Source organism: Agarivorans sp. B2Z047, from assembly GCF_023373605.1.
Taxonomy (GTDB): domain Bacteria; phylum Pseudomonadota; class Gammaproteobacteria; order Enterobacterales; family Celerinatantimonadaceae; genus Agarivorans; species Agarivorans albus.
In genome coordinates, this window is the sequence record NZ_CP088080.1 from 835,671 (window position 1) to 861,831 (window position 26,161).

26 protein-coding genes are annotated in these 26,161 nt (G+C 43.8%); 23 read left to right on the top strand and 3 right to left on the bottom strand.

The features are described from left to right. The first annotated feature begins 132 nt into the window (after positions 1-132). From LQZ07_RS03855 to tuf, 8 genes are all read left to right on the top strand, one after another. Positions 133-516, top strand: coding sequence for a RidA family protein (locus tag LQZ07_RS03855; RefSeq protein ID WP_152783439.1), 384 nt, complete (start codon positions 133-135; stop codon positions 514-516). 3 nt (positions 517-519) lie between these two features. Further along, positions 520-909 (top strand): sulfurtransferase complex subunit TusD, encoded by a 390-nt coding sequence (gene tusD / locus LQZ07_RS03860; protein ID WP_152783441.1) that lies wholly within the window; start codon positions 520-522, stop codon positions 907-909. Continuing rightward, complete coding sequence (gene tusC / locus LQZ07_RS03865; protein WP_152783443.1) at positions 906-1,265, top strand: sulfurtransferase complex subunit TusC; 360 nt, start codon at positions 906-908, stop codon at positions 1,263-1,265. Before tusD ends, tusC begins: the two co-directional genes overlap by 4 nt. Before the next feature lies 1 nt (position 1,266). Then, on the top strand, positions 1,267-1,542 hold the full coding sequence (tusB, locus tag LQZ07_RS03870; protein ID WP_040307734.1) for a sulfurtransferase complex subunit TusB: 276 nt from the start codon (positions 1,267-1,269) through the stop codon (positions 1,540-1,542). A 143-nt stretch (positions 1,543-1,685) separates the two neighbouring features. Beyond that, on the top strand, positions 1,686-2,060 hold the full coding sequence (gene rpsL, locus LQZ07_RS03875; protein ID WP_016404065.1) for a 30S ribosomal protein S12: 375 nt from the start codon (positions 1,686-1,688) through the stop codon (positions 2,058-2,060). Between the two features lie 94 nt (positions 2,061-2,154). Beyond that, the gene (rpsG, locus tag LQZ07_RS03880; RefSeq protein ID WP_016404064.1) at positions 2,155-2,625 is read left to right on the top strand and encodes a 30S ribosomal protein S7; all 471 of its coding nucleotides are present in this window, start codon (positions 2,155-2,157) and stop codon (positions 2,623-2,625) included. Positions 2,626-2,701: 76 nt separating this feature from the next. Then, the gene (gene fusA / locus LQZ07_RS03885) at positions 2,702-4,795 is read left to right on the top strand and encodes an elongation factor G (RefSeq protein WP_152783445.1); all 2,094 of its coding nucleotides are present in this window, start codon (positions 2,702-2,704) and stop codon (positions 4,793-4,795) included. Positions 4,796-4,861: 66 nt separating this feature from the next. After that, positions 4,862-6,046, top strand: coding sequence for an elongation factor Tu (gene tuf / locus LQZ07_RS03890; protein WP_152783434.1), 1,185 nt, complete (start codon positions 4,862-4,864; stop codon positions 6,044-6,046). Positions 6,047-6,330: 284 nt separating this feature from the next. On the opposite strand, the gene LQZ07_RS03895 is transcribed toward tuf, so the two are convergent. After that, positions 6,331-8,913, bottom strand: a complete 2,583-nt coding sequence (locus LQZ07_RS03895; protein WP_152783449.1) for an Ig-like domain-containing protein — start codon at positions 8,911-8,913, stop codon at positions 6,331-6,333. A gap of 214 nt (positions 8,914-9,127) precedes the next feature. Here LQZ07_RS03895 and oxyR point away from each other — a divergent pair, with 214 nt between their 5' ends. Beyond that, positions 9,128-10,018, top strand: coding sequence for a DNA-binding transcriptional regulator OxyR (gene oxyR, locus LQZ07_RS03900; protein ID WP_152783451.1), 891 nt, complete (start codon positions 9,128-9,130; stop codon positions 10,016-10,018). Here the strand turns inward: oxyR and LQZ07_RS03905 are convergent. Then, positions 10,015-12,591 carry a penicillin-binding protein 1A gene (locus LQZ07_RS03905; protein WP_152783453.1) on the bottom strand — a complete coding sequence of 859 codons (2,577 nt, stop codon included), beginning with the start codon at positions 12,589-12,591 and terminating at the stop codon, positions 10,015-10,017. The two genes, oxyR and LQZ07_RS03905, sit on opposite strands and share 4 nt — an antisense overlap. Before the next feature lie 160 nt (positions 12,592-12,751). Here LQZ07_RS03905 and pilM point away from each other — a divergent pair, with 160 nt between their 5' ends. From pilM to LQZ07_RS03950, 9 genes are all read left to right on the top strand, one after another. Beyond that, positions 12,752-13,828: a type IV pilus assembly protein PilM gene (gene pilM / locus LQZ07_RS03910; RefSeq protein ID WP_152783454.1), complete on the top strand. Its 1,077-nt coding sequence runs from the start codon at positions 12,752-12,754 to the stop codon at positions 13,826-13,828. Continuing rightward, positions 13,821-14,396, top strand: a complete 576-nt coding sequence (locus LQZ07_RS03915) for a PilN domain-containing protein (protein WP_152783456.1) — start codon at positions 13,821-13,823, stop codon at positions 14,394-14,396. The genes pilM and LQZ07_RS03915 overlap by 8 nt, the downstream gene beginning before the upstream one ends. Continuing rightward, the gene (locus LQZ07_RS03920; protein WP_152783459.1) at positions 14,396-14,992 is read left to right on the top strand and encodes a type 4a pilus biogenesis protein PilO; all 597 of its coding nucleotides are present in this window, start codon (positions 14,396-14,398) and stop codon (positions 14,990-14,992) included. Before LQZ07_RS03915 ends, LQZ07_RS03920 begins: the two co-directional genes overlap by 1 nt. Beyond that, complete coding sequence (locus LQZ07_RS03925) at positions 14,989-15,516, top strand: pilus assembly protein PilP (protein ID WP_152783461.1); 528 nt, start codon at positions 14,989-14,991, stop codon at positions 15,514-15,516. Before LQZ07_RS03920 ends, LQZ07_RS03925 begins: the two co-directional genes overlap by 4 nt. A gap of 10 nt (positions 15,517-15,526) precedes the next feature. Further along, positions 15,527-17,599 carry a type IV pilus secretin PilQ family protein gene (gene pilQ / locus LQZ07_RS03930; RefSeq protein WP_152783463.1) on the top strand — a complete coding sequence of 691 codons (2,073 nt, stop codon included), beginning with the start codon at positions 15,527-15,529 and terminating at the stop codon, positions 17,597-17,599. 169 nt (positions 17,600-17,768) lie between these two features. Next, complete coding sequence (gene aroK, locus LQZ07_RS03935; protein ID WP_040307650.1) at positions 17,769-18,284, top strand: shikimate kinase AroK; 516 nt, start codon at positions 17,769-17,771, stop codon at positions 18,282-18,284. A 7-nt stretch (positions 18,285-18,291) separates the two neighbouring features. After that, complete coding sequence (aroB, locus tag LQZ07_RS03940; protein WP_152783465.1) at positions 18,292-19,368, top strand: 3-dehydroquinate synthase; 1,077 nt, start codon at positions 18,292-18,294, stop codon at positions 19,366-19,368. 11 nt (positions 19,369-19,379) lie between these two features. Further along, positions 19,380-20,858, top strand: coding sequence for an AAA family ATPase (locus tag LQZ07_RS03945; RefSeq protein ID WP_152783467.1), 1,479 nt, complete (start codon positions 19,380-19,382; stop codon positions 20,856-20,858). Between the two features lie 2 nt (positions 20,859-20,860). Next, the gene (locus tag LQZ07_RS03950; protein ID WP_152783468.1) at positions 20,861-21,676 is read left to right on the top strand and encodes a Dam family site-specific DNA-(adenine-N6)-methyltransferase; all 816 of its coding nucleotides are present in this window, start codon (positions 20,861-20,863) and stop codon (positions 21,674-21,676) included. A gap of 6 nt (positions 21,677-21,682) precedes the next feature. On the opposite strand, the gene LQZ07_RS03955 is transcribed toward LQZ07_RS03950, so the two are convergent. Then, positions 21,683-21,850, bottom strand: coding sequence for a DUF2970 domain-containing protein (locus LQZ07_RS03955; protein ID WP_016403780.1), 168 nt, complete (start codon positions 21,848-21,850; stop codon positions 21,683-21,685). A 132-nt stretch (positions 21,851-21,982) separates the two neighbouring features. On the opposite strand from LQZ07_RS03955, the gene rpe reads away from it, so the two are divergent. The 5 genes from rpe to LQZ07_RS03980 all read left to right on the top strand — a co-directional run bounded on the left by rpe (position 21,983) and on the right by LQZ07_RS03980 (position 26,131). Beyond that, positions 21,983-22,660 carry a ribulose-phosphate 3-epimerase gene (gene rpe, locus LQZ07_RS03960; protein WP_040307653.1) on the top strand — a complete coding sequence of 226 codons (678 nt, stop codon included), beginning with the start codon at positions 21,983-21,985 and terminating at the stop codon, positions 22,658-22,660. Between the two features lie 10 nt (positions 22,661-22,670). Continuing rightward, positions 22,671-23,366: a phosphoglycolate phosphatase gene (locus LQZ07_RS03965; RefSeq protein WP_152783470.1), complete on the top strand. Its 696-nt coding sequence runs from the start codon at positions 22,671-22,673 to the stop codon at positions 23,364-23,366. A 30-nt stretch (positions 23,367-23,396) separates the two neighbouring features. Next, entirely contained in the window at positions 23,397-24,401 is a 1,005-nt protein-coding gene (gene trpS / locus LQZ07_RS03970; RefSeq protein WP_152783472.1) for a tryptophan--tRNA ligase, read from the top strand. 135 nt (positions 24,402-24,536) lie between these two features. Continuing rightward, positions 24,537-25,445, top strand: a complete 909-nt coding sequence (locus LQZ07_RS03975; RefSeq protein WP_152783474.1) for a cation transporter — start codon at positions 24,537-24,539, stop codon at positions 25,443-25,445. Between the two features lie 101 nt (positions 25,446-25,546). Continuing rightward, the gene (locus LQZ07_RS03980) at positions 25,547-26,131 is read left to right on the top strand and encodes an aminodeoxychorismate/anthranilate synthase component II (RefSeq protein WP_152783531.1); all 585 of its coding nucleotides are present in this window, start codon (positions 25,547-25,549) and stop codon (positions 26,129-26,131) included. The last annotated feature ends 30 nt before the right edge of the window (positions 26,132-26,161 follow it).

The following is a 26,161-nucleotide window of genomic DNA, read 5'->3' on the forward strand; positions in this document are numbered from 1 at the left end:
TAAGATAAAAAGGCAGCCATTGGCTGCCTTTTTTAATGTCTGCGGTTTAGTTATCTCTCTGCAAAATATTTGACAAGTGTTGGCGTTCGTCACAGACTCCATTTTTAAAAACAACAAAATCTAGAGCATTTTATGAGCAAACAAATTGTATCTACAGAGGCGGCTCCAGCTGCAATCGGCCCATATTCTCAAGCAACTAAAATTGATGAGTTGGTCTTTACTTCAGGGCAAATCCCGTTAGACCCTGAGTCGATGGAAATCGTGGACGGTGGAATAAGCGAGCAAACAAAACAAGTAATGGAGAATCTAATGGCGGTATTAGCTGCTGCTGGCGCCGATGCTTCAACAGTGTTTAAAACTACCTGCTTTCTAAGCGATATGGCTAATTTTGTTGCTTTTAACGATGTTTACGCGAGTTACTTCCCAGAAAGTGCACCTGCTCGCTCTTGTGTAGAAGTAGCGCGTTTACCTAAAGATGTGTTGGTAGAAGTAGAAGCTATTGCGCATATTAAGTAGTTTATGAGCCTTACCTACACTCTCGTTGTTACTAGCCCCTTGTACGGCAAGCAAGGAAGTGCTTCGGCACTTAACTTTACCAAGGCTTTGCTTGAAGCCGGCCATCAGATAAAAACGGTGTTCTTTTATCTAGATGGGGTGAGTAATGGCCTGTCTACATCTCTACCTGCAAGTGATGAAGTAAATATTCATCAGCACTGGCTCGATATAAAAAAAGCATCGGCCTGTTCGCTTCTTGTATGCAGTGCAGCAGCCTACCGCAGAGGAATTATTAGCGAGGAAGAAGCAGCAGTAAACCATTTGCCGGCGAATATGCACAACGAGTTTAATATGTCTGGTTTAGCAGAAATGGCTACTGCGATGTTAAGTAGCGATAGAGTGGTGCATCTATGAGCAAATCATTAGTGTTTGTATTTAGTCGCGCACCACACGGCAACTCTTTAGCACGAGAAACACTGGATGCTGCACTTGCTGCCTCTGCCGTATCGGAAGATATTGTCGCCTATTTTGAGGGCGATGGGGTTTATCAGTTATTGAAGGGGCAAAACCCCACTAACATTAAGCAACGAGATGTGCTTCCTACCTATGGTTTGTTGGATCTTTACGACGTTGAAGAGATCTACGTTGATCAACAATCATTAAAAGAACGTGGCCTTTCTTTAGAACAACTTGCTATTAGCGTTAGAGTTAAACAAGCAAAACAGTTCTATTCAGAATGCTGTCATGCTCATGCAATATTGAGATTTTAGCATGCTACATATTATGCGACATCCTTATGCAAGTGACCCTTACGAACGCTGCCTTGCTCAGCTTGAAAACGGTGGGCATCTAGTACTCATCGAAGATGCTGTTTACTCATGGCTGCGTGATGACACGCGTTTAACGGTACTTGCACAAAGCGCTAGAGTCTCTGTGTTAAGTGCCGATGTGAGGGCTCGGGGTATTGAAGTCTGCGATAGCGTACTGATCGATTACCAAGATTTGGTAATGTTAACCGAACAGCACACGCCCTCTATGACTTGGTAACTCAGCTCCCATTCATCAAAAATATCAAGCTTGTGATCATTGCAAGCCTTGACTCTTTACCTGCAAGCGCATAAAATTTCGCCTCCCCAAAATTGGGGGAGATTTTTTCACATGTTTAAATGTAATTTCAGGAGCTATTTCGAATGGCAACGATTAACCAGTTGGTTCGCAAGCCACGTGCAAGTAAGGTTGCTAAAAGCAACGTACCAGCACTAGCTGCGTGTCCACAACGTCGTGGTGTATGTACTCGTGTATATACCACCACACCAAAGAAACCAAACTCAGCACTACGTAAAGTAGCTCGTGTTCGTTTAACTAACGGATTCGAAGTGACTTCTTACATCGGTGGTGAAGGTCACAACCTACAAGAGCACAGCGTAATTTTGATTCGCGGTGGTCGTGTTAAAGATTTACCAGGTGTGCGTTATCACACCGTACGCGGCGCGTTAGACTGTGCTGGCGTAAGTGATCGTCGTCAAGGACGTTCAAAGTACGGCGCTAAACGTCCTAAGTCATAACGGCTCTCCGTTAAGTAAGGCCAAACATTTAGTTATAGCGAAATTTTTTTAAAATTCGTTTTGGGGAAACCTGAAGCAAACCGGAGATATTAAAATGCCAAGACGTCGAGTGATCGGTCAACGCAAAATCTTGCCAGATCCTAAGTTCGGATCAGAACTACTGGCTAAGTTCATCAACGTAGTAATGGTTGATGGTAAAAAATCAATTTCAGAAAAGATTGTATATGGTGCATTAGACGCTGCTGCTGATAAATCAGGCAAGTCTCACCAAGAAATTTTTGAAGTTGCTCTTGAAAACGTGCGCCCATCGGTAGAGGTTAAATCTCGCCGTGTAGGTGGTTCTACTTACCAAGTACCTGTTGAAGTACGTCCAGTACGTCGTAACACTCTAGGTATGCGTTGGATGGTAGATGCAGCACGTAAACGTGGTGAAAAATCTATGGCTTTACGTCTAGCGGGTGAAATCCTAGACGCAGCTGAAAACAAAGGTTCTGCGGTTAAGAAACGTGAAGACGTTCACCGTATGGCCGACGCAAACAAAGCGTTTGCACATTACCGCTGGTAATTGGTAGCGCAGCTGCTTAGCAGCTGCGCTACTTTCTATGTGAGACTAAGGATTACTCCTTAGCAAGAGGATAACAATGGCTCGTACAACTCCAATTGAGCGCTACCGTAACATTGGTATTGTTGCTCATGTTGACGCTGGCAAAACAACAACTACAGAACGTGTCCTTTTCTACACCGGTCTATCTCACAAAATAGGTGAGGTGCATGATGGCGCAGCCACCATGGACTGGATGGAGCAAGAACAAGAGCGCGGTATTACCATCACCTCTGCGGCTACTACCACCTTTTGGCGTGGTATGAACGCCCAGTACGACGAACACCGTATTAATATCATCGATACCCCTGGACACGTTGACTTTACTATTGAAGTTGAACGTTCATTGCGTGTATTAGATGGTGCAGTTGTTGTATTTTGTGGTTCATCTGGTGTTGAACCTCAATCAGAAACAGTGTGGCGCCAAGCTGACAAATATTCTGTTCCTCGAATGGTATTCGTGAACAAAATGGATAGAGCTGGTGCAGACTTTGAACGAGTAATTGATCAAATCCGTGATCGCTTAGGTGCCAACTGTGTACCTATTCAGTTGAACATAGGCGCTGAGGACGAATTTGTTGGTGTTATTGACCTGATCAAAATGAAGGCCATTAACTGGAACGAAGCAGACCAAGGTACCACCTTCAATTACGAAGATATTCCTGCTCATTTGGTAGAGCGTGCAGAGGTTTTACACGAAGAACTCGTTGAAGCTGCTGCAGAAGCTACCGATGAATTAATGGACAAATATCTTGAAGAAGGCGAGTTGACTGAAGCCGAGATTAAGTTTGGTTTGCGTAAGCGCACCCTAAACAATGAGATCGTGCTAGCGACTTGTGGTAGTGCATTTAAAAACAAAGGTGTTCAAGCAGTGCTTGACGCGGTTGTAGAATACTTGCCTGCTCCAAACCACGTTGAAGCAATTAAAGGTACAGACGAAAAGGACAATGAAGTTGCTTGTCCGGCAGATGACGACGCGCCGTTTGCGGCACTTGCGTTTAAAATTGCCACCGACCCATTTGTGGGTACACTTACCTTTATGCGTGTTTATTCGGGGACGGTTGAAACCGGCACTGCGGTGTATAACTCGGTTAAACAAAAACGTGAACGTTTAGGTCGTATGGTGCAAATGCACTCAAACGATCGTAAAGAGATCAAAGAAGTTCGTGCTGGTGATATCGCCGCTGCGATTGGTCTTAAAGACGTAACCACGGGTGACACTTTATGTGATATGAATCGTAAAGTGATTCTTGAGCGTATGGAATTCCCTGAGCCGGTAATTCAGATTGCCGTAGAGCCTCGAACCAAAGCTGACCAAGAAAAAATGGGCGTAGCTTTAGGTAAGTTGGCTGCTGAGGACCCATCGTTCCGCGTAGAAACTAACGAAGAATCTGGACAAACCCTTATCTCTGGTATGGGTGAGTTACACTTAGATATCATCGTAGATCGCATGAAGCGCGAATTTAGCGTTGATTGTAATGTAGGTAAACCTCAAGTTGCTTATCGCGAAGCAATTCGCAAGCAAGTTGAAGTGGAAGGAAAGTTTGTACGTCAATCGGGTGGTCGTGGTCAATACGGTCATGTTTGGTTGCGTATGGAACCTCTAGAGCCAGGTGCTGGTTACGAATTTGTCAACGAAATCGTCGGTGGTGTTGTTCCAAAAGAATACATCCCAGCTGTTGATAAAGGCTGTAAAGAACAGATGGATCAGGGTGTATTGGCTGGCTATCCGCTACTTGATGTTAAGGTCACCTTATTCGATGGATCATTCCACGATGTTGACTCTAACGAAATGGCGTTTAAAATTGCCGGTGCAATGGGCTTTAAGAAAGGTGCATTGGACGCTGATCCAGTACTGCTCGAGCCGATGATGAAAGTAGAAGTTACAACCCCTGAAGATTGGATGGGTGATGTAGTGGGTGACTTGAATCGTCGTCGTGGCATAATTGAAGGCATGGACGATGGGGCTGCGGGCTTAAAGATTGTTAAGTCTAAAGTGCCGCTGTCTGCAATGTTCGGCTATGCTACAGATCTACGTTCGGCAACTCAGGGGCGAGCCTCTTACTCTATGGAATTCCTAGAGTACAACGAAGCGCCGAAAAATGTTGCTGATGCTATTGTTGAAGCAAAATAAACTAATTCAACTATGATTGGTCTGTCTCGGGTGAGGCAGATTGGAATGGAAAAGAAGGTACATATCGTGTCTAAAGAAAAATTTGAACGTTCAAAACCGCACGTAAACGTTGGTACAATTGGCCACGTTGACCACGGTAAAACAACTCTAACAGCAGCTATTACCAACGTACTTGCAAAAGTATACGGTGGTGAAGCTAAAGATTTCGCAGCAATCGATAACGCTCCAGAAGAGCGCGAGCGCGGTATCACCATTTCTACTTCACACGTAGAGTACGACACTCCAACTCGTCACTACGCACACGTAGACTGTCCTGGACACGCCGATTACGTTAAAAACATGATCACCGGTGCAGCACAGATGGACGGCGCTATCCTAGTAGTAGCATCTACAGATGGCCCAATGCCACAAACACGTGAGCACATCCTACTTTCTCGTCAGGTTGGTGTACCTTACATCATCGTATTCATGAACAAATGTGACATGGTAGACGACGAAGAGCTTCTAGAATTAGTAGAAATGGAAGTACGTGAACTTCTATCTGAATACGAATTCCCAGGTGATGACATTCCAGTAATCCAAGGTTCAGCGCTTAAAGCCCTAGAAGGCGAAGAGCAATGGGAAGCTAAAATTGTAGAACTAGCAGAAGCGCTAGATACTTACATCCCAGAGCCAGAGCGTGACATCGACAAGCCATTCCTACTACCAATTGAAGATGTATTCTCAATTTCAGGTCGTGGTACGGTAGTAACAGGTCGTGTAGAGCGCGGTATCATCAAGGTTTCAGAAGAAATTGAAATCGTAGGTGTTAAAGAGACTACTAAGACAACTTGTACTGGTGTAGAAATGTTCCGCAAGCTTCTAGACGAAGGTCGTGCTGGTGAGAACTGTGGTATTCTTCTACGTGGTACTAAGCGTGACGAAGTACAGCGTGGTCAAGTATTGGCTGCTCCTGGTTCAATTACTCCACACACCAAGTTCGAAGCTGAAGTATACGTACTAAGCAAAGACGAAGGTGGCCGTCACACGCCATTCTTCAAAGGCTACCGTCCACAGTTCTACTTCCGTACAACTGACGTAACTGGTTCTGTAGAGTTACCAGAAGGCGTAGAAATGGTAATGCCAGGCGACAACTTGAAATTTGTTGTAGAGCTAATTTGCCCAATCGCGATGGACGAAGGTTTACGCTTCGCAATCCGTGAAGGTGGCCGTACAGTAGGTGCGGGTGTTGTAGCTAAAATCTTCGAATAAGAAGAGTAGCACAGCAAGAAAAAGGTCGCGTAAGCGGCCTTTTTTGTTTCCTTTTTCTGGCAAACTAAATCAAACTTAAAAACTCTCACGGCTCCTAACCTAAAAGTGTTCTTATAAATCATATTTTAGTAAATAAACATTTTACTCTAGCCAATTTAACAATCTTAGGTTAGTAGCTTAAAGCTGTAGGTGATTCAAGGATTAGTTAAGTGGTGTTGATGATTGATTTGAATTAGTGCAATAAAAAAGCTCACCGAAGTGAGCTTTGTAGTCAGTATAAATCTTTAGCTTCCATCAAACACAGTGAGACCAGAAATGGTCTCGACACCACCAGGGCTAGTTACACTGACGGTTAACGAGCCAACTGTTTTGTTATTCGCGCTGGATTCAGGCTCAACAGTGATGAAATGAACATCACAGAGCCTTGTTCCATCGGCAATGTTATAACTTAGAGCTCCGGAAACTGAGCCATTAGCCGTAGAAATAGACACTTCTGTATCGGCGGGCATTTGATTACCATTTAAGTCTTGAATGGTGACAGCTAGAGAATGGTATGGAAGTACCGTTAAGTCTACACTCGATACCGCTCTATTAGCCTGTAGCGTAATAGTTGAGTTAACTGGTGTTGAATGCTTGAAACCGCCAGCGATCTCGATGCTACCGTCTCCAGAGGTACCGTACCTTACTATGTATGTTTCACCATCGATATCAATCATGTCTCCGGTTATGATTGTTCCGGTGCCGCCGCTAACAGACAGTTCTGTAGAGTTATTAAAGCTAAAACCATCTACTTCAAGATTTCCACTAGCAATAAAGATAGTCTCTCCCAATGCCAATGTGTTGTATAAGCCACCTTTTAACACTATTGTGTTGCTTATTGTGTCTACGAAGGTTACCTCATAGTCCTTGCCATTAATTGTAGCTATTTCACCAGCAGATGCAGTGGAGGCATCAACAACAGATATCGTTGTCTGGGTCAATACTTCATCAAGTTGATATCCAACGCCTGTACCAGCGAAGTGAGTTAGAAGGATATTTGCTTCTGAAGTAGCCATAACTAAAGTTAGTTGGTCCCTTATCTCTACTAGGTCTCGGCTACAGTTTCCTGCAGTTTCATTTTCTTTTGTACAGAGTAATCCGTTGAAAGTAGCTGCCACAGCATCTACTGGGTCATTGCTATTCCAGACTCCTGTGGTAGTGTCATAGCCGCCATTTTCGTTATAGTCGTTGTAGGCTTCATTCACATTGTCAGAGTCATGGTTGAATACGCCGGTAGAGTTATAGATGCCATCTTCGTTGGCATCTACCCACGCTTCACCTAGCTCAGAGTATGTCTCTCTAGTATCAAATACGCGGTTACCATTTACGTCAGCAAATACTTCTTGACCTAAAGTGTAAGCAAGTACTGTGGCTCGTCCTACACCGTAATAGTTAGTACCTTGAGTATTTGTCACATCTATTGGAATAATGCCTGGAGCAGTACAAACACCAGCGGGAAGATCGTAAATGTGCCCTTTAGGTCTATCATTTTGGCTCACCCACGTAACATTACATCCGCTATTGCTATCTTGACCCGTTGTTCGACAAGAACCTGTTACTTGCCCGCCTTCTGCGGTGAACGTTACGCTAGTATCATTCGGAACTGGGTTCTTGTTTTCATCACTCACCCTTAGTGTTAAATCACTAACTACACCATCAACATTCCAAGCTTCTAAGCTCAAAGTTGATGCTGATAGGGACATAGAGGATTGCGAAGGAGTACCAGTGTGTATATTTAACGAATTAGATACAGCAGATATTTCTGCATCATTTTCGTCGGTGAAGCTTGCCGTTACCACTACTGAGCCAGGCATTGTGCCACTCGTGACTCGCGTCACTACCTCACCACTGGCATTTGATTCACCACTAGTAGGGCTTAAGCTCAAACCAAATAAGCTTGCATCAGCTTCAAAATCTACCGTTTGACCTGATTTTGGGTTACCCGTCTTATCTAGTACTTTAAATGTAAGTACCGAGATTTTTGTACCAACTGACTCATCTAAATAAATCGTAGTTGGCAATGCACTTACAAAAGCAATGCTGCTAGCTTTAGTCTCCGCAATTGATATGCTGATTTGCTTCGAGGTTAAAACTGATAATGCTGGTGTGGCAGTTATCGTGTCGGAGCCGCTACAGCCTTTTGGTTCATAAATCGCGGTTGCTGTACCATTTACTGTCGTGACACTTTCTGTAATAGAAGCTGTTTCAGTGGCGACACAGCTTGATGTAAAGCTAACTGATACCGGAGTCGTGTATAACCCACCGTTACCATCACCTATAGTAACGGTGAAAGTTGTGGTGGCGTCTACTGCGAGAGTTTGATCTTCAGCCAAGGCACTAGTTAATTCCATTACTAAATTGGAGGCGCCAACGCTAAAATTAGCTGAAGCTTCTGCGTCCAATTGAGTGTTTTGAGCGGTTAAAGTACCTGCTGCATCTGAATCGACCTTGGCAAATAAAGTCGCTATTGCGTAGCCACTTGCATCTGTAATTACTTGTGCAGAGCTTAAGGTAGCTTGTTCGCTACTTAAACTAATTATTTCGTTGCCAGCAGCCGAACCGTTTTGGTCTAAAAGGCGCATTACAGCAGTTGCCGGTGAATCGAGAGAGATTGAGCTTGTCGAGTTACATAGCGACGGTATTTGTTCTTCCGGAACATTTTTACAATCGAAAAGCTCAATGCTTAATGTTGCGGTTTCGGTGTCTTCTCCGTCGTTACCTCCTCCGCTGTCATTCCCACCACCACTTAAGTCGACGCTTCCGTCGCCACCACATGCGAATAACATAGAACTCATTAATATCAGTAAGCAGTGTTTTAACCACACCATTATCTATTCCTCCTTGACCGCAACAACCTTGTACGCGGGTTTCCTGATAATTTACTTATATATCATATATAAGCGGCAAGTGGCATTACTGTTCGTCTTATTGAGAGCCAAATTGCAAAGTTTTTGAAAAGCAGCACTTACAATTTGTTTTTGTGTCTTTCGTGGCACTTAGATTTGCTTCCAGTTAAGATGGAAATTCATCTTGGGAGTAGTCATGAATTTAAGAGATTTGGAGTATTTAGTCGCTTTGCAGGAGCAGAAGCATTTTCGCAAAGCGGCTGAAAAATGTTTTGTTAGCCAACCAACCTTGAGTGGGCAAATAGCTAAGTTGGAAGAAGAGCTTGGTTTATTGCTTATTGAACGTACTTCGCGCAAAGTGATATTCACTCATGCTGGTGATGAGTTAGCAGCCAAAGCTAGAGTCATCTTGCTCGAAGTAAAGGGCCTTAAAGATATGGCTAAGAGCTTCCAGGCTCCGATGGCTGGGCCACTACATGTTGGATTAATTCCTACCGTAGCTCCTTATCTGTTACCCAAGATTGTCCCGCATATTCGTTCAGAATTTAGCGAAATGGAACTTTTCCTTTATGAAGAACAGACCAACGTACTGTTGCAAAGGTTAGAAGAGGGAGAGCTAGATTGCCTCTTACTTGCTTATCTTCCAGAAATGGATCGCTTTGGAGCCATCGATCTGTTTGATGAGCCGCTAATGCTTGCTATGCCCTCTAACCATAAATGGCAGCAGCAAAATGAGGTGGAGCTTTCAGAGCTCAGTGGTGAGCAGGTACTAATGCTAGAAGATGGCCACTGTTTACGCGACCAAGCAATGGGCTACTGTTTTGCTGCCGGCGCAAAAGAAGATACTAGCTTTAAGGCGACTAGTTTGGAGACTTTGCGTCATATGGTGGCTGCGGGTATGGGAATTACCTTGCTACCGCAGTTAGCTATTCCTGATACTGAAGAACAAAGCGGTATCTGCTATCGAAGATTTAGTTCGCCTGAGCCGAGCCGCCGAATAAGTTTGCTATATCGCAATAACTCTGTTCGGCGTCCCTGCTTTAACCAGTTAGCTAAGTTGATTCAACAACATTCTGTGCTGTCTTAAAATAGCTCTTCTTCACTATCGAACACTGAGTTAACAGATTGTTTTACATATTCTGTTGGCTCGGTGCCTTCCTCAAAAAATTCAAAGCGGGTGGTATGGTCACTAGATTTAGTGAGTAAGCCCGTTGTGCGATCAATACGAACCGTTGAAACATTTCGTGGGGCTTGCCAAGCCTGTTCAGGCACACCTGCTAAACCTACTTCCATAAAATCTATCCAAGCAGGCAAGGCTGTTCGTGCACCAAACTCTTTTCCAGTAACTTGGTTTTTGTCTAAATTGCCATTATAAGAGGCTTCACCAAGTTCACGGTTAAAGTCGTCAAAGCCTATCCAAGAAGTAACCACTAAGTCGGGACCAAAGCCAGAGAACCAAGCATCCTTAGCATCATTGGTGGTACCGGTTTTGCCGGCAATATCTCGGCGTTTTAAAGCTCTTGCTGCACGCCAACCGGTGCCGTTCCAACCGGTTTTATGTGCCCAACTTCCGCCGCCCCAAACCGCGCTATTCATAGCTTGAGACACCAAAAAGGCGTTTTCGGCACTGATGATTCTTGGTGCTAAATTGCTTTCATCAGCAAAAGAGATATCACATTGCTTCAACGGGTCGCCGGCTTGGTTCAATAGCTCTTCAAGATTTGGCGCTTTATCAATGATCTCAAAACAACTATCACAGGCTACCTTAGGTACCTGTTGAAATATTATGTTGCCTTCACCGTCTTCGATTCGGTCAATAAAGTAAGGGCTTACTAGATAGCCCCCATTAGCAAATGAACCATAGGCGCTAGCCACTTGCATCGGAGTTAGCGATGCTGAACCTAGCGACAGAGATTCGTTTCGTGGCAATTCGTTTTTAGGAAACCCAAACTTTGCCAGGTGCTCAATAATCGTATCCACACCTAGGTCTCGCATTAAGCGCACTGATACCACGTTTTTAGATTGGGCCAATGCAACTCTTAGGCGAATTGGTCCGTCGTATACAGGCGGCGAGTTTTTGGGTCTCCATGCTACTCCCATTGCCTTATCCCAGCGGTTAATAGGGGCATCATTCTCTAAACTCGCTAAGGTCATGCCTTGCTCAAATGCTGCAGAATAAAGGAACGGCTTTATATTTGAGCCCACTTGGCGGCTAGCCTGAGTGACCCGGTTAAATTTACTTTGATTAAAGCTAAAGCCGCCCACTAATGCTTCAATCGCGCCATCTAAAGGCGATATGGCAACTAATGCTGCGCCAGCATCAGGCAATTGAGAGAGTGAGTAGTGACTAACGCTTTGTTGTTCTGCGTCGTCACTCAAGGCTACATCGCTTACTTCAACAGTACTATTTACTTGAGTTGCGAGTGGCTCAACCCAAATCACATCACCTACATTAAGAATTTCTTGAGCAGACTTTGGTGCTGGACCTTGGCGAGTATCAGTTATGAAACGCCGAGCCCATTTCATATCATCCCAAGCAATTACGCCAAAAGAACCACCTTTTACAATCACCTTTGCCTGTTTATCTTCAATGCTGGTCACGGCCGCAGCCCGCAGCTTTCCATAGTTAGGTAGAGAGCTAAGTTGCTTAACTATCTCATCAGCGCTTAATTGGGCTTGTTCGGTTGTCCATAACTGTTTAACCGCTCCACGAAACCCGTGGCGTTGATCATAACTTTTTAAGTTAGTTCTTAGTGCTAGAGTCGCTGCATTTTGGCGTTTGGCACTGATTGTGGTGTAAACATCCATTCCGGTGGTATAAGCGTCTTCGCCAAATTGCTGCAGTATTTGCTGACGTACCATTTCTGCTAAGTATGGTGCCGCTAAAGTAATCTCAGCCCCATGGTAAGTCGCTGTCATTGGCGCTTGGCTGGCTTCATCAAAAGTCGCCTGATCAATGTAGCCGGTCTCTAACATGCGCCCCAATACAACACGTCGGCGGTCTTTGGCCCTTTCTGGTGAGCGAATAGGGTTCAATGCTGAGGGAGCTTTAGGTAAGCCTGCAATTACCGCAATTTGTGGCAGGGTAAGCTGGTCTACGGTTTTTCCATAGTAAACCTGTGCAGCTGCGCCAACACCAAAAGAGCGATAACCCAAGGGAATTTTGTTTAAATAAAGCGCCAAGATTTCATCTTTTGATAGTTCTTGTTCGATTTTTATTGCCAGAAAGATCTCTTTGATCTTTCGGATGTAGGTTTTTTCTCGGGTTAAAAAGAAATTTCGCGCCACCTGTTGGGTAATGGTACTCGCCCCTTGGCTTTTTTCTCCGGTGGCAATTAAGTTAACCGCTGCGCGAGTAATACCGATCGGATCAATACCTGGATGAGAATAGAATCGAGCATCTTCGGTAGCGAGAAATGCTTGCAGCATTTGTTCAGGCACTTCTTCAATTTGTAGAGGGATCCGTCTTTTTTCACCAAATTGGGAAATTAATTCCCCGTCAGCACTAAACACTCGCATTGGAGTTTGCAATTGAACATCGCGCAAGGTAGAGACGTCTGGTAGTTGTGGCGCAAAATAAAAATATAGTGCGGTGATGGCTGCTAAGCCTAAGCTTGTTCCCAGGAAAACTAAAAATAACAGTCTTTTAAGCCATTTCATTCCGAATTTTGCACTCTGTATCTAAAGAATCGCCGATTATATCGTCAAATTGTGACCTGTTTCGACAACTTTCTTAATAACTATTAGCACCTAAATCAATAACCCGTTATTCTGCAACAACAGGTAACTGTTTAAATTTAAAAAAGATAGTTGGCGAGTCATGGTACTAGGGATAGGTAAAAAAACATCGACTGCTCTACTAGGGATCGACTTTGGTTCTTCCACCATTAAAGGACTTTTACTTTCTAAATCCTCAAAAGGTTTAAAAGTTGAGTCTGTGGCCGAAGTCGAAACACCGGTAGGCGCATTAGTTGATAACCAAGTTGTTTCTCCGGAAGAGATTACTGAATCTTTGCGTGAATTAAGGCGAAAGCTCCCTTCACGCAACCGTCAGGTTGCGACTGCAGTCGCAGGTAGTCATGTAATTACTAAAGTAATTTACATGGACAGTAGTTTGTCTGAATTAGAGTTAGAGACTCAAGTTGAACTTGAAGCTGAAAACTCAATTCCATTTCCTATTGATGAAATTAGTCTTGATTTTGAAGTGTTAGGTATTAACGAAAGTGAGCCTAACCGTAATAATGTATTGCTTAGTGCTGCGCGCACTGAGGCAGTAAGCATTCGTGCTGAAGTATTGGCAAACGCAGATTTTGACGCAAAAATTGTCGACGTAGAGTCGCATGCTCTCGGACGTGCTTGGAATTTTGTATTAAACCAACAAGACGAAGAACTCGATGAGAACAAAATCATTGGTCTGGTTGATATTGGTGAAACCACACTAAACTTCGCTATTTTGGATAAGGGCGAGGTGGTATATAACCGCGCGCAAAACTTTGGCGGGGCGCAATATACTCAACAAATTGCTAGCTTCTATAGTTTGAGTATAGAAGAAGCCAAAGAGATGAAGGTAAGTGGTCGCTTACCTGAAAACTATGAAATAGATGTTTTTGCTCAGTTTGTTAGCGGTGTCATTCAAAACGTACGTCGTCAGGTGTCATTGTTTTTAAGTTCAAGTGGTTATAAGTCGCTGGATGCGATTGCAGTAAGTGGCGGTAGTGCCTTATCGGATGAGCTAGTGTTTCAAATGCAGACCGACTTAGAATTGCCAGTCATAAAGGCGCAGCCATTTAACGATTGCTTATTTGACCGCTCAGTTGATCGAGAGCGGCTTCGCCAGGAAGGCGGAAAATATATGGTAGCCCTAGGCTTAGCGCTAAGGAGTTTTGATAATGTCTAACATTAACTTACTGCCTTGGCGTGAAGAGGTTAAAAGCAAACAAAAACGCGATTTTTGGGTGGCTCTAGCTTCATCTGCGGGTATTACTGTGTTAGCACTGTTGTTGGTGCAAAACTATTACACAGGCTTGCAAGATAAACAAAGTGCTCGAAATCAGTTCTTAGAAAAAGAAATCGCTATTTTGGACCATCAGATTGGCGAAATTCGTAAGATTAAAGAGCAGAAGCAAAGCCTTAAAGAACGTATTGCTCTTATTCAAACGCTTCAAGAAAGTCGAAATATTCCAACTAAGATTTTCAATAACCTGCCCTTGATTGCACCCACTGGCGTATACCTAGATAGTTTAGCCTTTAAGGACTCTGCAATTAACTTAGATGGTAAAAGTGAAGCGAATTACCGCGTAGCAAGTCTAATGCGTAATATTGAACAGCGAGTGTGGTTAGGAACGCCAAGCATTCGATCTATCGTTGCCTTACCGGATAAACAAGCTGATATGGAACTGAGTAAGTTCCAACTAAACTTCGCCGTAAACCTCGGCCTTCCTAGTGATAAAAAGGAGGCTAAGTAATGGATTTACAAGAGCTTAACGAACTCGACTTAGAAAGCATTGGCACTTGGCCTAAGCTGGCTAAAATCATTTTTGTCGTCGTAGTCTGTGGTTTAATCACCGCTGGGTACTATTACTACCAAATCGCCGATGAGAAAACCAAGCTGGTTCAGCTTGAGGCGAAAGAGCAAGAGTTGCGACAAAAATTTGAAGTTAAAGCGGCTTTAGCGGGTAACCTACCTGAGTACCAGAAGCAAGTAGAGGAAATGAAAAAGGCCTTTGCCTCATTGCTTAAGCAGCTTCCAGAAAAGCATGAAATTCCAGGTTTGTTAGACGAGCTTAGCTTTATTGGTATTGATAACGGGCTAGAGTTCCGCCGGATTAACTGGGAGCCTGAAGTTGAGCATGAGTTTTCCACAGAACTGCCAATTAAATTAGAAGTGAGTGGTAGCTATCATCAGCTTGGCGCCTTTGTTAGCGCTGTGGCAGCCTTACCTCGGATCGTTATTTTGGATAACATCACCATGAAAAAACAAGGTGATGGCGGGACATTAAGTATGGCCATGTTAGCCAAAACCTACCGCTATAAAGAAAAACCGGCGGTGGAGGGCAAATGATGAGAGCACTAGCAATTGGACTAACCCTGCTTGCATTGTTTGGCTGTGAAGGTTCAAAAGACGATCTGCAGCAATATGTAATGGAAGTGAAAGCGCGTAAAGTTCCGGTCAAAGAAGATGTACCAGAAATTAAGCCTTTTGAGCATCTTGCTTATCAGGCGAGTGAACGAAGAAATCCGTTTACTAGCCCTGCTCCCGAAGCGACTGATACCGCTTTAAGCACAGAGAAAGAATGCTCCTTAGCGCCAAACGCCGAGCGCACTAAGCAAGCTTTAGAGCAGTTTTCGCTGTCTAGTTTGACCATGCGAGGCATATTAGGTGACGGGCCCAGTCTTTGGGCGCTTGTTGAAGCGCCAGGTGGCGAGCTATATAGGGTGAGGGAAGGCTACTACTTAGGGTTGCATCATGGCGTAATCACTAAAGTAAGTGACTTAGGTTTAGATATTCAAGAAGTTGTTTCAGATGGCGAAGGCTGCTGGAACGAAAGAACTACTCAGCTTTCGCTCTCGAAAGCTGATCAATAGGGAAATAGGCATGAAGGGAAAGATGCTGCAAGGAGTATACAAAAGCGGCTTGGTGTTGGCTGGTGTGTTTTGTTGCATAACGCAGGTTTGGGCAAATGCTCAACTAATTCAATTAAATACCAACCCGATGGTTAAGGGAGCGGTGGAAATCGAACTGTTGTTTGATGGACCCGTGAAAAATGTCAGTGACCATCTCGAGTACTCTCCAAATCAACTTGTTATAGATGTAGCCAATGCAAGCTCGGCACTTAAAATTAACCCGTTACCAATTGATGGCGGCGGCGTTAAGCAAGTTCAGAGTTTACAAACTGAGTCTGGCTTACAGTTGGTACTGGCACTAGAGCGCTTGGTTCCATACCAAGTAAGCAAAGAGTCACAGCGCATTTTAGTTAAGCTTGGCGCTTTGCCTGTGGCCGCGGCTGCAGCACAAAGCACAGTTGATGATGCTTTCGAAAACGCTAGTCGCGTAGAGCATGCGACTATCAATACGGTGCAAGGCATAGACTTTAGACGCGGTAAAGGCGGCTCTGGTCAGATTATGGTGGATCTCAATAACAGTTCTATAGCAGCTGATATTAAGCGCCGGGATAACAGCTTAATTGTTGATTTTTATAATACTGATATCGCAGAAGAAAACGTTTATGTCATGGACGTAAATGACTTTGCTACTCCAGTTGAGAGTGTTGAAGTATTTAAGCATGATGCGAAGGTTCAGCTTAAAGTTGCTATCGACGGCGAATTTGATTACCGCTATGACCAATCAGGCGAATTGTTCTTAGTTGAAGTTAAAAAGCTTGAAGCAGAAGAAGGCAGCATAGTTGAGTATCAAGGAAAACCTATTTCCCTGAACTTCCAAGATATTCCAGTGCGTACGGTATTGCAGTTAATCGCCGACTTTAACAAATTGAATTTGGTTACTACCGATTCTGTGCGCGGCAACATTACCCTACGTATGGATGATGTGCCTTGGGAGCAAGCTCTTGATATTATTCTTAAAGTCAAAGGCTTAGATAAACGCTTAGATAACAACGTATTGCTAATTGCCCCTGCTGCGGAGCTAGCAGAGCAAGAGCGACAGCAACTAGAAAGTGCCCAGCAAGTGGCTGACTTAGCACCACTTTACTCTGAGTACATTGAGGTTAATTATGCTAAAGCATCAGACTTGTCTGCACTGCTTAAGAGTGAGCAAACCTCTTTATTGTCGGAACGAGGCTCTGTAGCTGTTGACGAACGAACTAATACTCTACTTATTAAGGACACTGAAGAGTCTTTAAATAACATCAAAACCATGGTTAAGAAGCTCGATATAGCGGTTAAACAGGTTGTAATTGAAGCGCGTATGGTAACCGTTCTTGATGATGTAAGTGAAGAGTTGGGTATTCGCTGGGGTGTCACTAACTCGGGCTCAGTTGGCAGTAGCACCGGAATTACTTCGGGTACGCTTGAGGGCGCAAACGATGTACTAGCAGGTAATATTCCTGAGCTAGATGACCGCCTAAATGTTAACTTACCAGTGGCTGACCCAGCCGGTTCGATTGCATTCCAAGTAGCTAAATTGGCCAATGGTCAGATTCTTGATTTAGAGCTATCAGCGCTAGAACAAGAGAACAAAGGTGAAGTGATAGCTAGTCCGCGTATCACAACCGCTAACCAAAAAGCAGCATACATTGAGCAAGGTCGTGAGATACCCTATGTAGAAAATGCTTCAAGTGGTGCTACGTCGGTTACCTTTAAAAAAGCGGTGTTAAGTTTACGGGTGACCCCGCAAATTACCCCCGATGGCAATGTGATTCTTGACTTGGTTATTACCCAAGATTCTGAAGGTGAGGCCGTGCTTACACCAACAGGCCCAGCGGTTGCTATTAACAAGCAAGAAATTGGTACTCAGGTATTAGTTAAAAATGGTGAAACTATTGTGCTTGGTGGTATCTATCAACAACAAAATATTGACCGTGTGAAGAAAGTGCCAATTTTAGGTGACGTACCAGGCTTGGGTTACTTCTTTAGAACCACTACCGAAAGTGTACAAAAGAATGAGTTGTTAATCTTTGTAACGCCTCGAATCTTGCTCGACGCACTATAAAACCCACCTCTTATCACTCCTATACCGAGTCATTCGGTATAGGAGTGATTTTGCTGTTGCCAAACTCCCGCTCAAACGAGATAATCGCGCCCTGATCTTTTTACTAAGGTTGGTACATCAGGTGCCCGCATTGCGGGGAGAAAATAGATAAAGACAAATTTGAAGAAGCATGGCTGAGAAACGAAATATCTTCCTTGTAGGACCAATGGGTGCTGGGAAAAGCACAATTGGTCGTCATTTAGCACAGCAATTACATTTGCAATTTTACGATACCGATCAAGAGATTGAACGCCGCACTGGTGCCGATATCGCTTGGGTATTTGACGTAGAAGGTGAAGCCGGATTTAGGGTTCGTGAAGAAGGTGTTATTGATGACCTTTCACAACTTCAGGGCATTGTATTAGCAACAGGTGGTGGCTCTGTAATTAGTAAAGAGAACCGCAATCATCTTTCTGCTCGTGGTATTGTTGTGTACCTTGAAACCACAATCGACAAACAGTTTGCTCGCACGCAACGCGATAAGCGTCGCCCACTGCTACAAACCGATGAGCCTCGCGAAGTATTAGAGAACTTGGCAGAAGAACGTAATCCAATGTACTCAGATGTCGCTGACTACACAGTGAAAACTGATGACCAAAGCGCAAAAGCAGTGGCAAACCAAATCATCGAATTATTAGGATTCTAAAATAACAATGGAATGTTTGACCGTTGCTCTAGGCGAGCGCAGCTACCCAATTAGTATTGGCCAAGGGTTACTAAACCAAGTTGACTTATTTAGTTCTGCGATTACCAGTAAAAAGGTAATGGTGGTTACAAATACTAAGGTTGCGCCGCTATATTTGGAGCAATTGTTGGCATGTTTGAGTCAGTATCAAGTAGATGTTGTTACCTTACCAGATGGTGAGCAATACAAAAACTTAGATACCTTAAACCAAATATTTTCTGAGTTATTAGCTCAGCAGCATAGTCGTGATACCACCATTGTTGCGTTGGGTGGTGGCGTTATTGGTGACATGGCCGGCTTTGCTGCTGCCTGTTATCAACGTGCAGTGCCTTTTGTTCAAGTGCCTACTACATTGTTATCGCAGGTTGATTCATCAGTGGGCGGTAAAACAGCAGTTAATCATCCTTTAGGTAAAAACATGATAGGCGCGTTCTATCAGCCTAAAGCCGTGGTAATTGACATAAATTGTTTAGCCACTTTGGATAAGAGAGAACTCGCTGCTGGCATGGCGGAAGTGATTAAGTATGGCATTATCTACGATGCAGAGTTTTTTGCATGGTTAGAGACTCATCTTGATCAACTTATGGCGCTCGACCCAGAGTTAATGACACGAGCAATTGCGCGCTGTTGTGAAATTAAGGCTGAAGTGGTGGCTAAAGACGAAACCGAGCAAGGTATTCGTGCTTTACTAAACCTTGGTCATACTTTTGGCCACGCTATTGAAGCTGAGCAAGGTTACGGCGTTTGGTTACATGGTGAAGCCGTTGGCGCGGGTATGGTTATGGCCGCCGAAACTGCTCAGCTAGCGGGTATGATTGGTCAAAGTGAAGTAACACGTATGCGGACGTTGATTGAACGTGCTGGGCTACCCATTGTTCCACCACAAGGTATGGGCTTAGCTGAATTTATTCCGCATATGATGCGTGATAAGAAAGTATTGGATGGAAAACTCCGTTTAGTTCTACCTAGCTCTATTGGTACAGCAGAAGTAGTTGATACAATTACTGAAAGTGATATAAAAACAGTTATCAATCGATTTCAATAAGGCAAATTTGAATGGTGGGAGTGCGGCGTGATGCCGAGTTTGCACAATTGCAAAGTCAATTGCGCTTACGCGATAGACTGATCACTCAAATTCGCTTTAGCGCAAAGCTCATTTGCGTTAACGGAGAGGCGGGGTCTGGCAAGTCGTCAATGGCCAACTCCGTACTTGAAAGCGCTGCTTTTGCCAATCATGCCTTGGTAAGCGCTGCCAATGAGCAAGACGGTCGCTTACGCCGAGATTTGTTGCAACAATTATTGAAAGACCCGCTGTTTAATCAAGACGATCCATTATTCGACAGTTTTCAACGCAATGTAAAAGAAACTTCAGCGCCGCTCATTATCATCATAGATGCAGCGCATAATGTGAGTATAGAGCTACTAAACGAATTGGTAGAGTTCTACCAACATTACAATCAGTTGTATCAGCATGATTTATCATTAATACTGTTTGCCGAATCTAGCAGTAGTCTTAATGCGCAACTGGATGCGCTAAGCAACCAGGTTCTCTATTTTGATGTCCCGCCTTTAAATAATACTGAATCTTTCGAATTGGCTTCACTACTATTTAATCGTGCTGAGTACGTGGCGGAATTTGAGAACCAACAAGCAATTGAGCAACACATCGCCTCGGCGAAAGGAAATCCTCGTTTAATTTATCAGTTTGTCGATCAAATCGTTACCGGAGATATTCCCATGGCGGAAGCAAGTGCCCCAAATAGAAGTAAGTTATATATCGTTATTGCGGTGGTGTTATGTGCAGCGGTAGCCGGTTTACTGGTGCAAGTTATCAACGACTGGGGCGGTAATGAACAAAGCGATAACAGTCGTATTGCCTTAGCCTTGTTGGAAGAACCCACCTTAGCCAATGGTAGCTCTCCAAGCCAAAGAGCTGCTAATGAATCACAACAAAAGAGTTCAGAGTTCACTGGTTCAAATAGTGAAGCAGACACGGCAGAGCTGCCGTCTCAAGATCTACCTAAAGAGTTAGATTTAACCAGCCAAAGCTCAGAGTCAGAGCTGCGGGTAGTGGTTGAAGATGACGTGGTTAATAAGCTCCTGGCTGAACAAAGCCAGCCTAATGAAGACGCAGAGTTAGTCGCTCAAATTCAAGATAGTGGTAATCTGTTGGCAGAGTCTGCAGAAGAGGTAGCTGTTGAGCAAGTGCCTAGCGAAGTGACTCAAGAAGAAGTGCCTATCAAAGTCACTAACGTAAAAGCGCTGTTGGATGCCAAACCAAGCAAGCGTTATACCCTGCAGTTAATGGCGCTAAATAATCGCGAAAAAGCGCAGCAGTTTGTGTCAGCTCGACAGTGGGCGCATGAGGTGTGGGTATACCGTTCAAGCGCCAATCCAAATGTTCCTTATAAAATTATTTATGGTGACTTTGCCACACGCGAAGAAGCCCAAGCCGCTCGTAATAGTTTAAAACAGCAAAATCTTGATTCTTTGATTAAGCAATTTAAACAGGTTCAGTTTGAATTGACTCAATAGTAATGAAGAAAACACGTGCTTTTTTAAAATGGGCTGGCGGAAAATACGGCTTAATTGAAGATATCCAGCAACAATTGCCCGAAGGTGATTTGCTGGTAGAACCTTTTGTGGGCGCCGCTTCGGTGTTTTTAAACACCGATTATCCGCGCTACTTATTGAGTGACATCAATCCCGATTTGATCAACATGTATCAAATATTGCAGCAACGCCCTCAGCAGTTCATTGATGATGCCAAACACTACTTCACGCAAGAGTGTAATCAAAGTGACTATTACTACCAGGTGCGCAAACGTTTTAATGCCACCAAAGACAGCTACCAACGTTCTTTAATGTTTTTGTATATGAATCGTCACGGTTATAACGGCTTGTGTCGCTATAACCGCGGTGGTGGCTTTAATGTGCCCTTCGGTTCTTATAAGCGCCCCTACTTTCCAGAGCAAGAGCTGGAGTTTTTTGCCGAGAAGTCACAAAAGGCCGAATTTCGTTGCTGCTCTTACGTGGAAACCTTTGCCGAGGTAAAGGCGGGCGATATAGTTTATTGCGATCCGCCTTATGCTCCGCTTAGCCCAACAGCCAGTTTTACCAACTACGCAAGTAAAGGCTTTAATCGAAGTGACCAAGAACGTTTAGGCGATTTAGCCATAGAGGCTCAGCAGCGGGGCGCTTCTGTATTGATTAGTAATCATGATTTACCGCTCACTCGCAGCATTTATCAGCATAGTGAATTGAGCCAACTAAGTGTGCGCCGAACCATTAGTCGTAAAGGGCAGCAACGAATGAAAGTTGCTGAGCTACTGGCTTATTATCAGGCCAATTAATCACCCTTAGGTAATTGCCGACACTAGCGCTGCTATCGCTAATACAAACAACGTAACCATAATGATGCCAACTAGGATGAATTTCCACGCTTTGCCTTGGCTAAAGTCATGTTGGCGTTGTTTATCCGATTGAACACCAAACAATGCACCGAGAACACTTTTCAACACAGACATGATATTTCTGCCATTTGTTGCCCCTTTTGCTGAATAACTTCAGCATGACATAAAAACAATCTTTGTACAGAGATTGGATCACAGCACAAGCTGCGCTAAAATTGCGCACTTTCAAATCCAATGGTTAACCCAATGAGCAAACCTTTTTTAATTGCCCCTTCAATTTTAGCCGCAGATTTTGCCCGTTTGGGTGAAGAAGTGGATAATGTACTGGCTGCTGGTGCAGATGTAGTCCACTTTGATGTAATGGACAATCACTACGTACCTAATCTAACCGTTGGTCCAATGGTGTGTAAGGCACTGCGAGACTACGGTATAACTGCACCAATTGATGTGCATTTAATGGTTAAGCCGGTAGATGCCATCATTCCTGAGTTTGCTAAAGCCGGGGCCAGCATGATTACATTTCATGCTGAAGCTTCAGAGCACATCGACCGCAGTTTACAGCTAATTAAAGAACATGGCTGTAAAGCAGGTTTAGTATTAAACCCTGCTACACCTCTGCACTGTCTTGATTACGTAATGGATAAGCTGGACATGATATTGTTAATGTCGGTAAACCCAGGTTTTGGCGGTCAAAAGTTTATTCCAAATACCCTAGATAAACTGCGAGCTGTGCGTAAAAAGATTGACGAGAGTGGCTACGACATTCGTTTAGAAATTGATGGTGGTGTGACGCCAGACAATATTGCTGAAGTAGCACAAGCTGGTGCCGATATGTTTGTGGCGGGTTCTGCCATCTTCAATCAACCTGATTACAAAGCGGTAATCGATAAAATGCGTGCCGAACTGGCGAAAGTTGCAAATTAAGGTTAAACAAATGAGCCAATTACAAGCGGTAAAGTTAATTGCTTTTGATTTAGACGGTACCTTAGTAGACAGCGCGCCTGATTTAGCCTTGGCTATTAATGCGATGCTGCTGGACTTGGGGCGCGAGCAATTTCCAGAACAAACCGTTCGCCACTGGGTAGGCAATGGTGCCGAAGTGTTAATAAAACGCGCTTTATCTGGTTCATCTACTATTTCTAGCGATATTGATGAGAGCCTGTACTTAAAAGCGAAAGATTTGTTCGTTCAGCATTATTCAGAAAAACTGTGTGTCGCCAGCAAGCTGTATGATGGCGTTGCAGAGAGTTTAGAACAGCTTTCTAAGTTAAATGTGCCAATGGCTATTGTCACCAATAAACCTGGCGTATTCACTCAACCGTTATTAGAAGCTTTAAATTTGGCACAATACTTTGACGTAGTATTATCGGGTGATTCTCTGCTACGTAAAAAGCCCGATCCACTGCCGCTGCAGCACTTAGTTGAGCGCTGCCAAGTTGAGATGGCAGATTTATTGATGGTGGGTGACTCAAAAAATGATATTCAAGCTGCAAAAGCAGCGGGTTGTCGCTCGCTAGGCTTGACCTATGGTTATAACTACGGTGAAGATATCGCTCTTAGTGGCCCCGATTTTGTGGCAGACAGCCTAGTAACGTTGCTTGAGTTAATTAAAGGCTCGGTAACGGCTTAAGCCCATAGTATTAGTTTTTATAGGAAGAACATGAGTAAACCGATTGTATTAAGTGGCATTCAGCCTTCTGGTTCATTAACCATTGGTAACTATGTTGGGGCGATAAATCAGTGGATTGACATGCAAAATGACTATGACTGTTATTTTATGTTGGTTGATCTTCACGCCATTACAGTACGCCAAAAGCCCGAAGAACTTAAAGCGCGAGTATTAGATGGTTTAGCCACTTACTTAGCGTGTGGCTTAGATCCAGATAAAAGTACCATTTTTGTTCAGTCGCAAGTACCAGAGCATGCTCAGCTAGCCTGGGTATTAAACTGTTACACGCAAATGGGCGAGCTGAGCCGTATGACTCAGTTTAAGGATAAATCAGCCTCGCATGCCAATAACATCAATGCTGGCTTATTTACTTACCCAGCTTTAATGGCTGCAGATATATTGTTGTATCAGGCTAATGCTGTACCTGTAGGCGATGACCAAAAGCAGCATCTGGAATTAACGCGAGATGTGGCTAATCGATTTAACGCGCTATATGGCGACATATTCAAAGTGCCAGAGCCGTATATTCCTGAGTTTGGCGCGCGGGTAATGTCTCTTCAAGAACCAACCAAAAAAATGTCGAAGTCAGATGCTAACCCTAAGGCTTTCATTTTACTAAACGATACGCCTAAGCAAATTGCCAAAAAGATTAAAGCTTCGGTGACTGACTCTGATGAGCAGGCGCGTATCTACTTTGATCGTAATGAAAAGCCAGGTGTATCTAACCTACTAACTTTGCAGTCGGTGGCAACTGGTAAGTCAATTGATGACTTAGTAGCAAGCTATGAAGGTAAAATGTACGGACACCTGAAAGTAGACACCGCTGACGCTGTGGTAGCAATGATGGAGCCTATTCAAGCTCGCTATCAAGCGCTACGAGAAGATGAGGCCGCTCTGCAGGCTATTATGGCTAAAGGCGCAGAACGTGCCAGTGAGCAAGCCAGTAAAACTCTACGCGCAGTTTATGATGTACTAGGTTTTATTAGTTTGAAGTAACAGCGACTTAATTAACGCTAAGCCCAGCTAATAGCTGGGCTTTTTTATGTCTAGTTAATACTAGTGGCATAGCTAAGTGCTTGCTAGTATCTATTTGTATATCAATGTGTTGATAACTGGCTCTGTGAGGAATAGATGGATCTTGAACGTAAAACTTTAGTTGTGTCGGCAATAATTGCTTTGCTGCTCGCTATGTGGGGCATAGCCATGGGAGTTTACACCGAATCTGGCGCTATTATGCTAGATGGAGTATTTAATCTATTATCCTCAGTTATGGCATTCATAGGTATCCGTATCGCCTATCTAACCAGCCAAAACTATAATGAACGTTTTCCCATGGGGTATTTTGCCTTCGAGCCCTTAATGGTCATGGTGAAAGGTATCTCGATTTTAGTATTGGTAGCATTTGCCTTATCAGCCAATTTGCAAACCATGCTAGCTGGAGGGCGAGAACCACAAATAGGCATGATGTTAGTGTATGTGGTGCCGGCCGTAGCAGGCTGTTTACTTGCGTGGTATGTATGTTTGCGTAGCAATCAAAAACAAGCATCTAATTTACTCCTAGCGGAGCAGCAGGGTTGGTTAATCAACTCTGTGATCTCTGGTGCTATTGGCGTCGCGCTTATCATTGTGTTGTTGATCCAAGATAGCAGCATCGGCTGGATAGCCCGCTACGTAGACCAAATATTGGTAATTGTGTTCTCTTTGGTGTTTTTAAAAGATCCGTATTTATTGGTTAAAAACGGTTTTAAAGAGTTACTACTTAGTGCCCCTGATGATGCCCACACTAAGCCATTTTTAGCGGCACTTAATGAGCAACCTTTAGTTGATGGTTTTAGTATTGCTGATGCCATGGTAATGAAAACCGGCCGCAGATTTTGGGTAACTCTAGAATTAGAATGCCAACAATCTCAACTTGCCCTTAGCGATTTGGTACAGCAGCGTAAACAGCTGCGAGCATTAGCCAATCAGTTTTATGAGAATAACTACACTGAGATAGTATTTGTTGAGCCTAGAGCTTTGAGCGAAGACACTGCAAGTTGAATTAAACTAAACTGCACTGAATAGTCGCTGTGTCGCCGTTTAAAATCGGCTACTATAGCGACTTTCTTGGTTTTGACTTATACGCGGTTTGCTCAAGCTACATGTTACTTATCATCGACAATTACGACTCATTTACCTACAACCTATATCAATACTTTTCGCAGTTAGGTATTCAGGTTGAAGTGCGTCGTAACGATCAAATTACTCTAGAGCAAATTGAACAATTAGCCCCCAGCCATTTGGTAATATCGCCAGGGCCCTGCTCGCCTAATGAGGCTGGTATATCTCTAGATGTGATTGACAGGTTTGCTCAGCGCTTGCCTATTTTGGGGGTGTGTTTGGGTCATCAATGTATTGCGCAGCACTTTGGTGCACAGGTGGTGCGTGCAGCACAAGCTATGCACGGCAAAGTACGGCCCATTTATCATCAGCAGCAATCAGTGTTTAAGGGCTTGGCTAATCCACAAATGGTAACGCGTTACCATTCTTTAGTGGTGGCGAAAGACAGCTTGCCAGAGTGCTTAGAAGTCACTGCATGGAGCCAAGATAATGAGGGCGAAGCGCATGAAATTATGGGGCTAAAACACCGGGATTTACCGATCCATGCAGTGCAGTTTCATCCAGAAAGTATACTTACACAACAAGGTTTACAGTTATTAGCTAACTTTGTTGATTCTACAAAGTAGAACGTTTTAGATTCTATAGATGCTTATCTA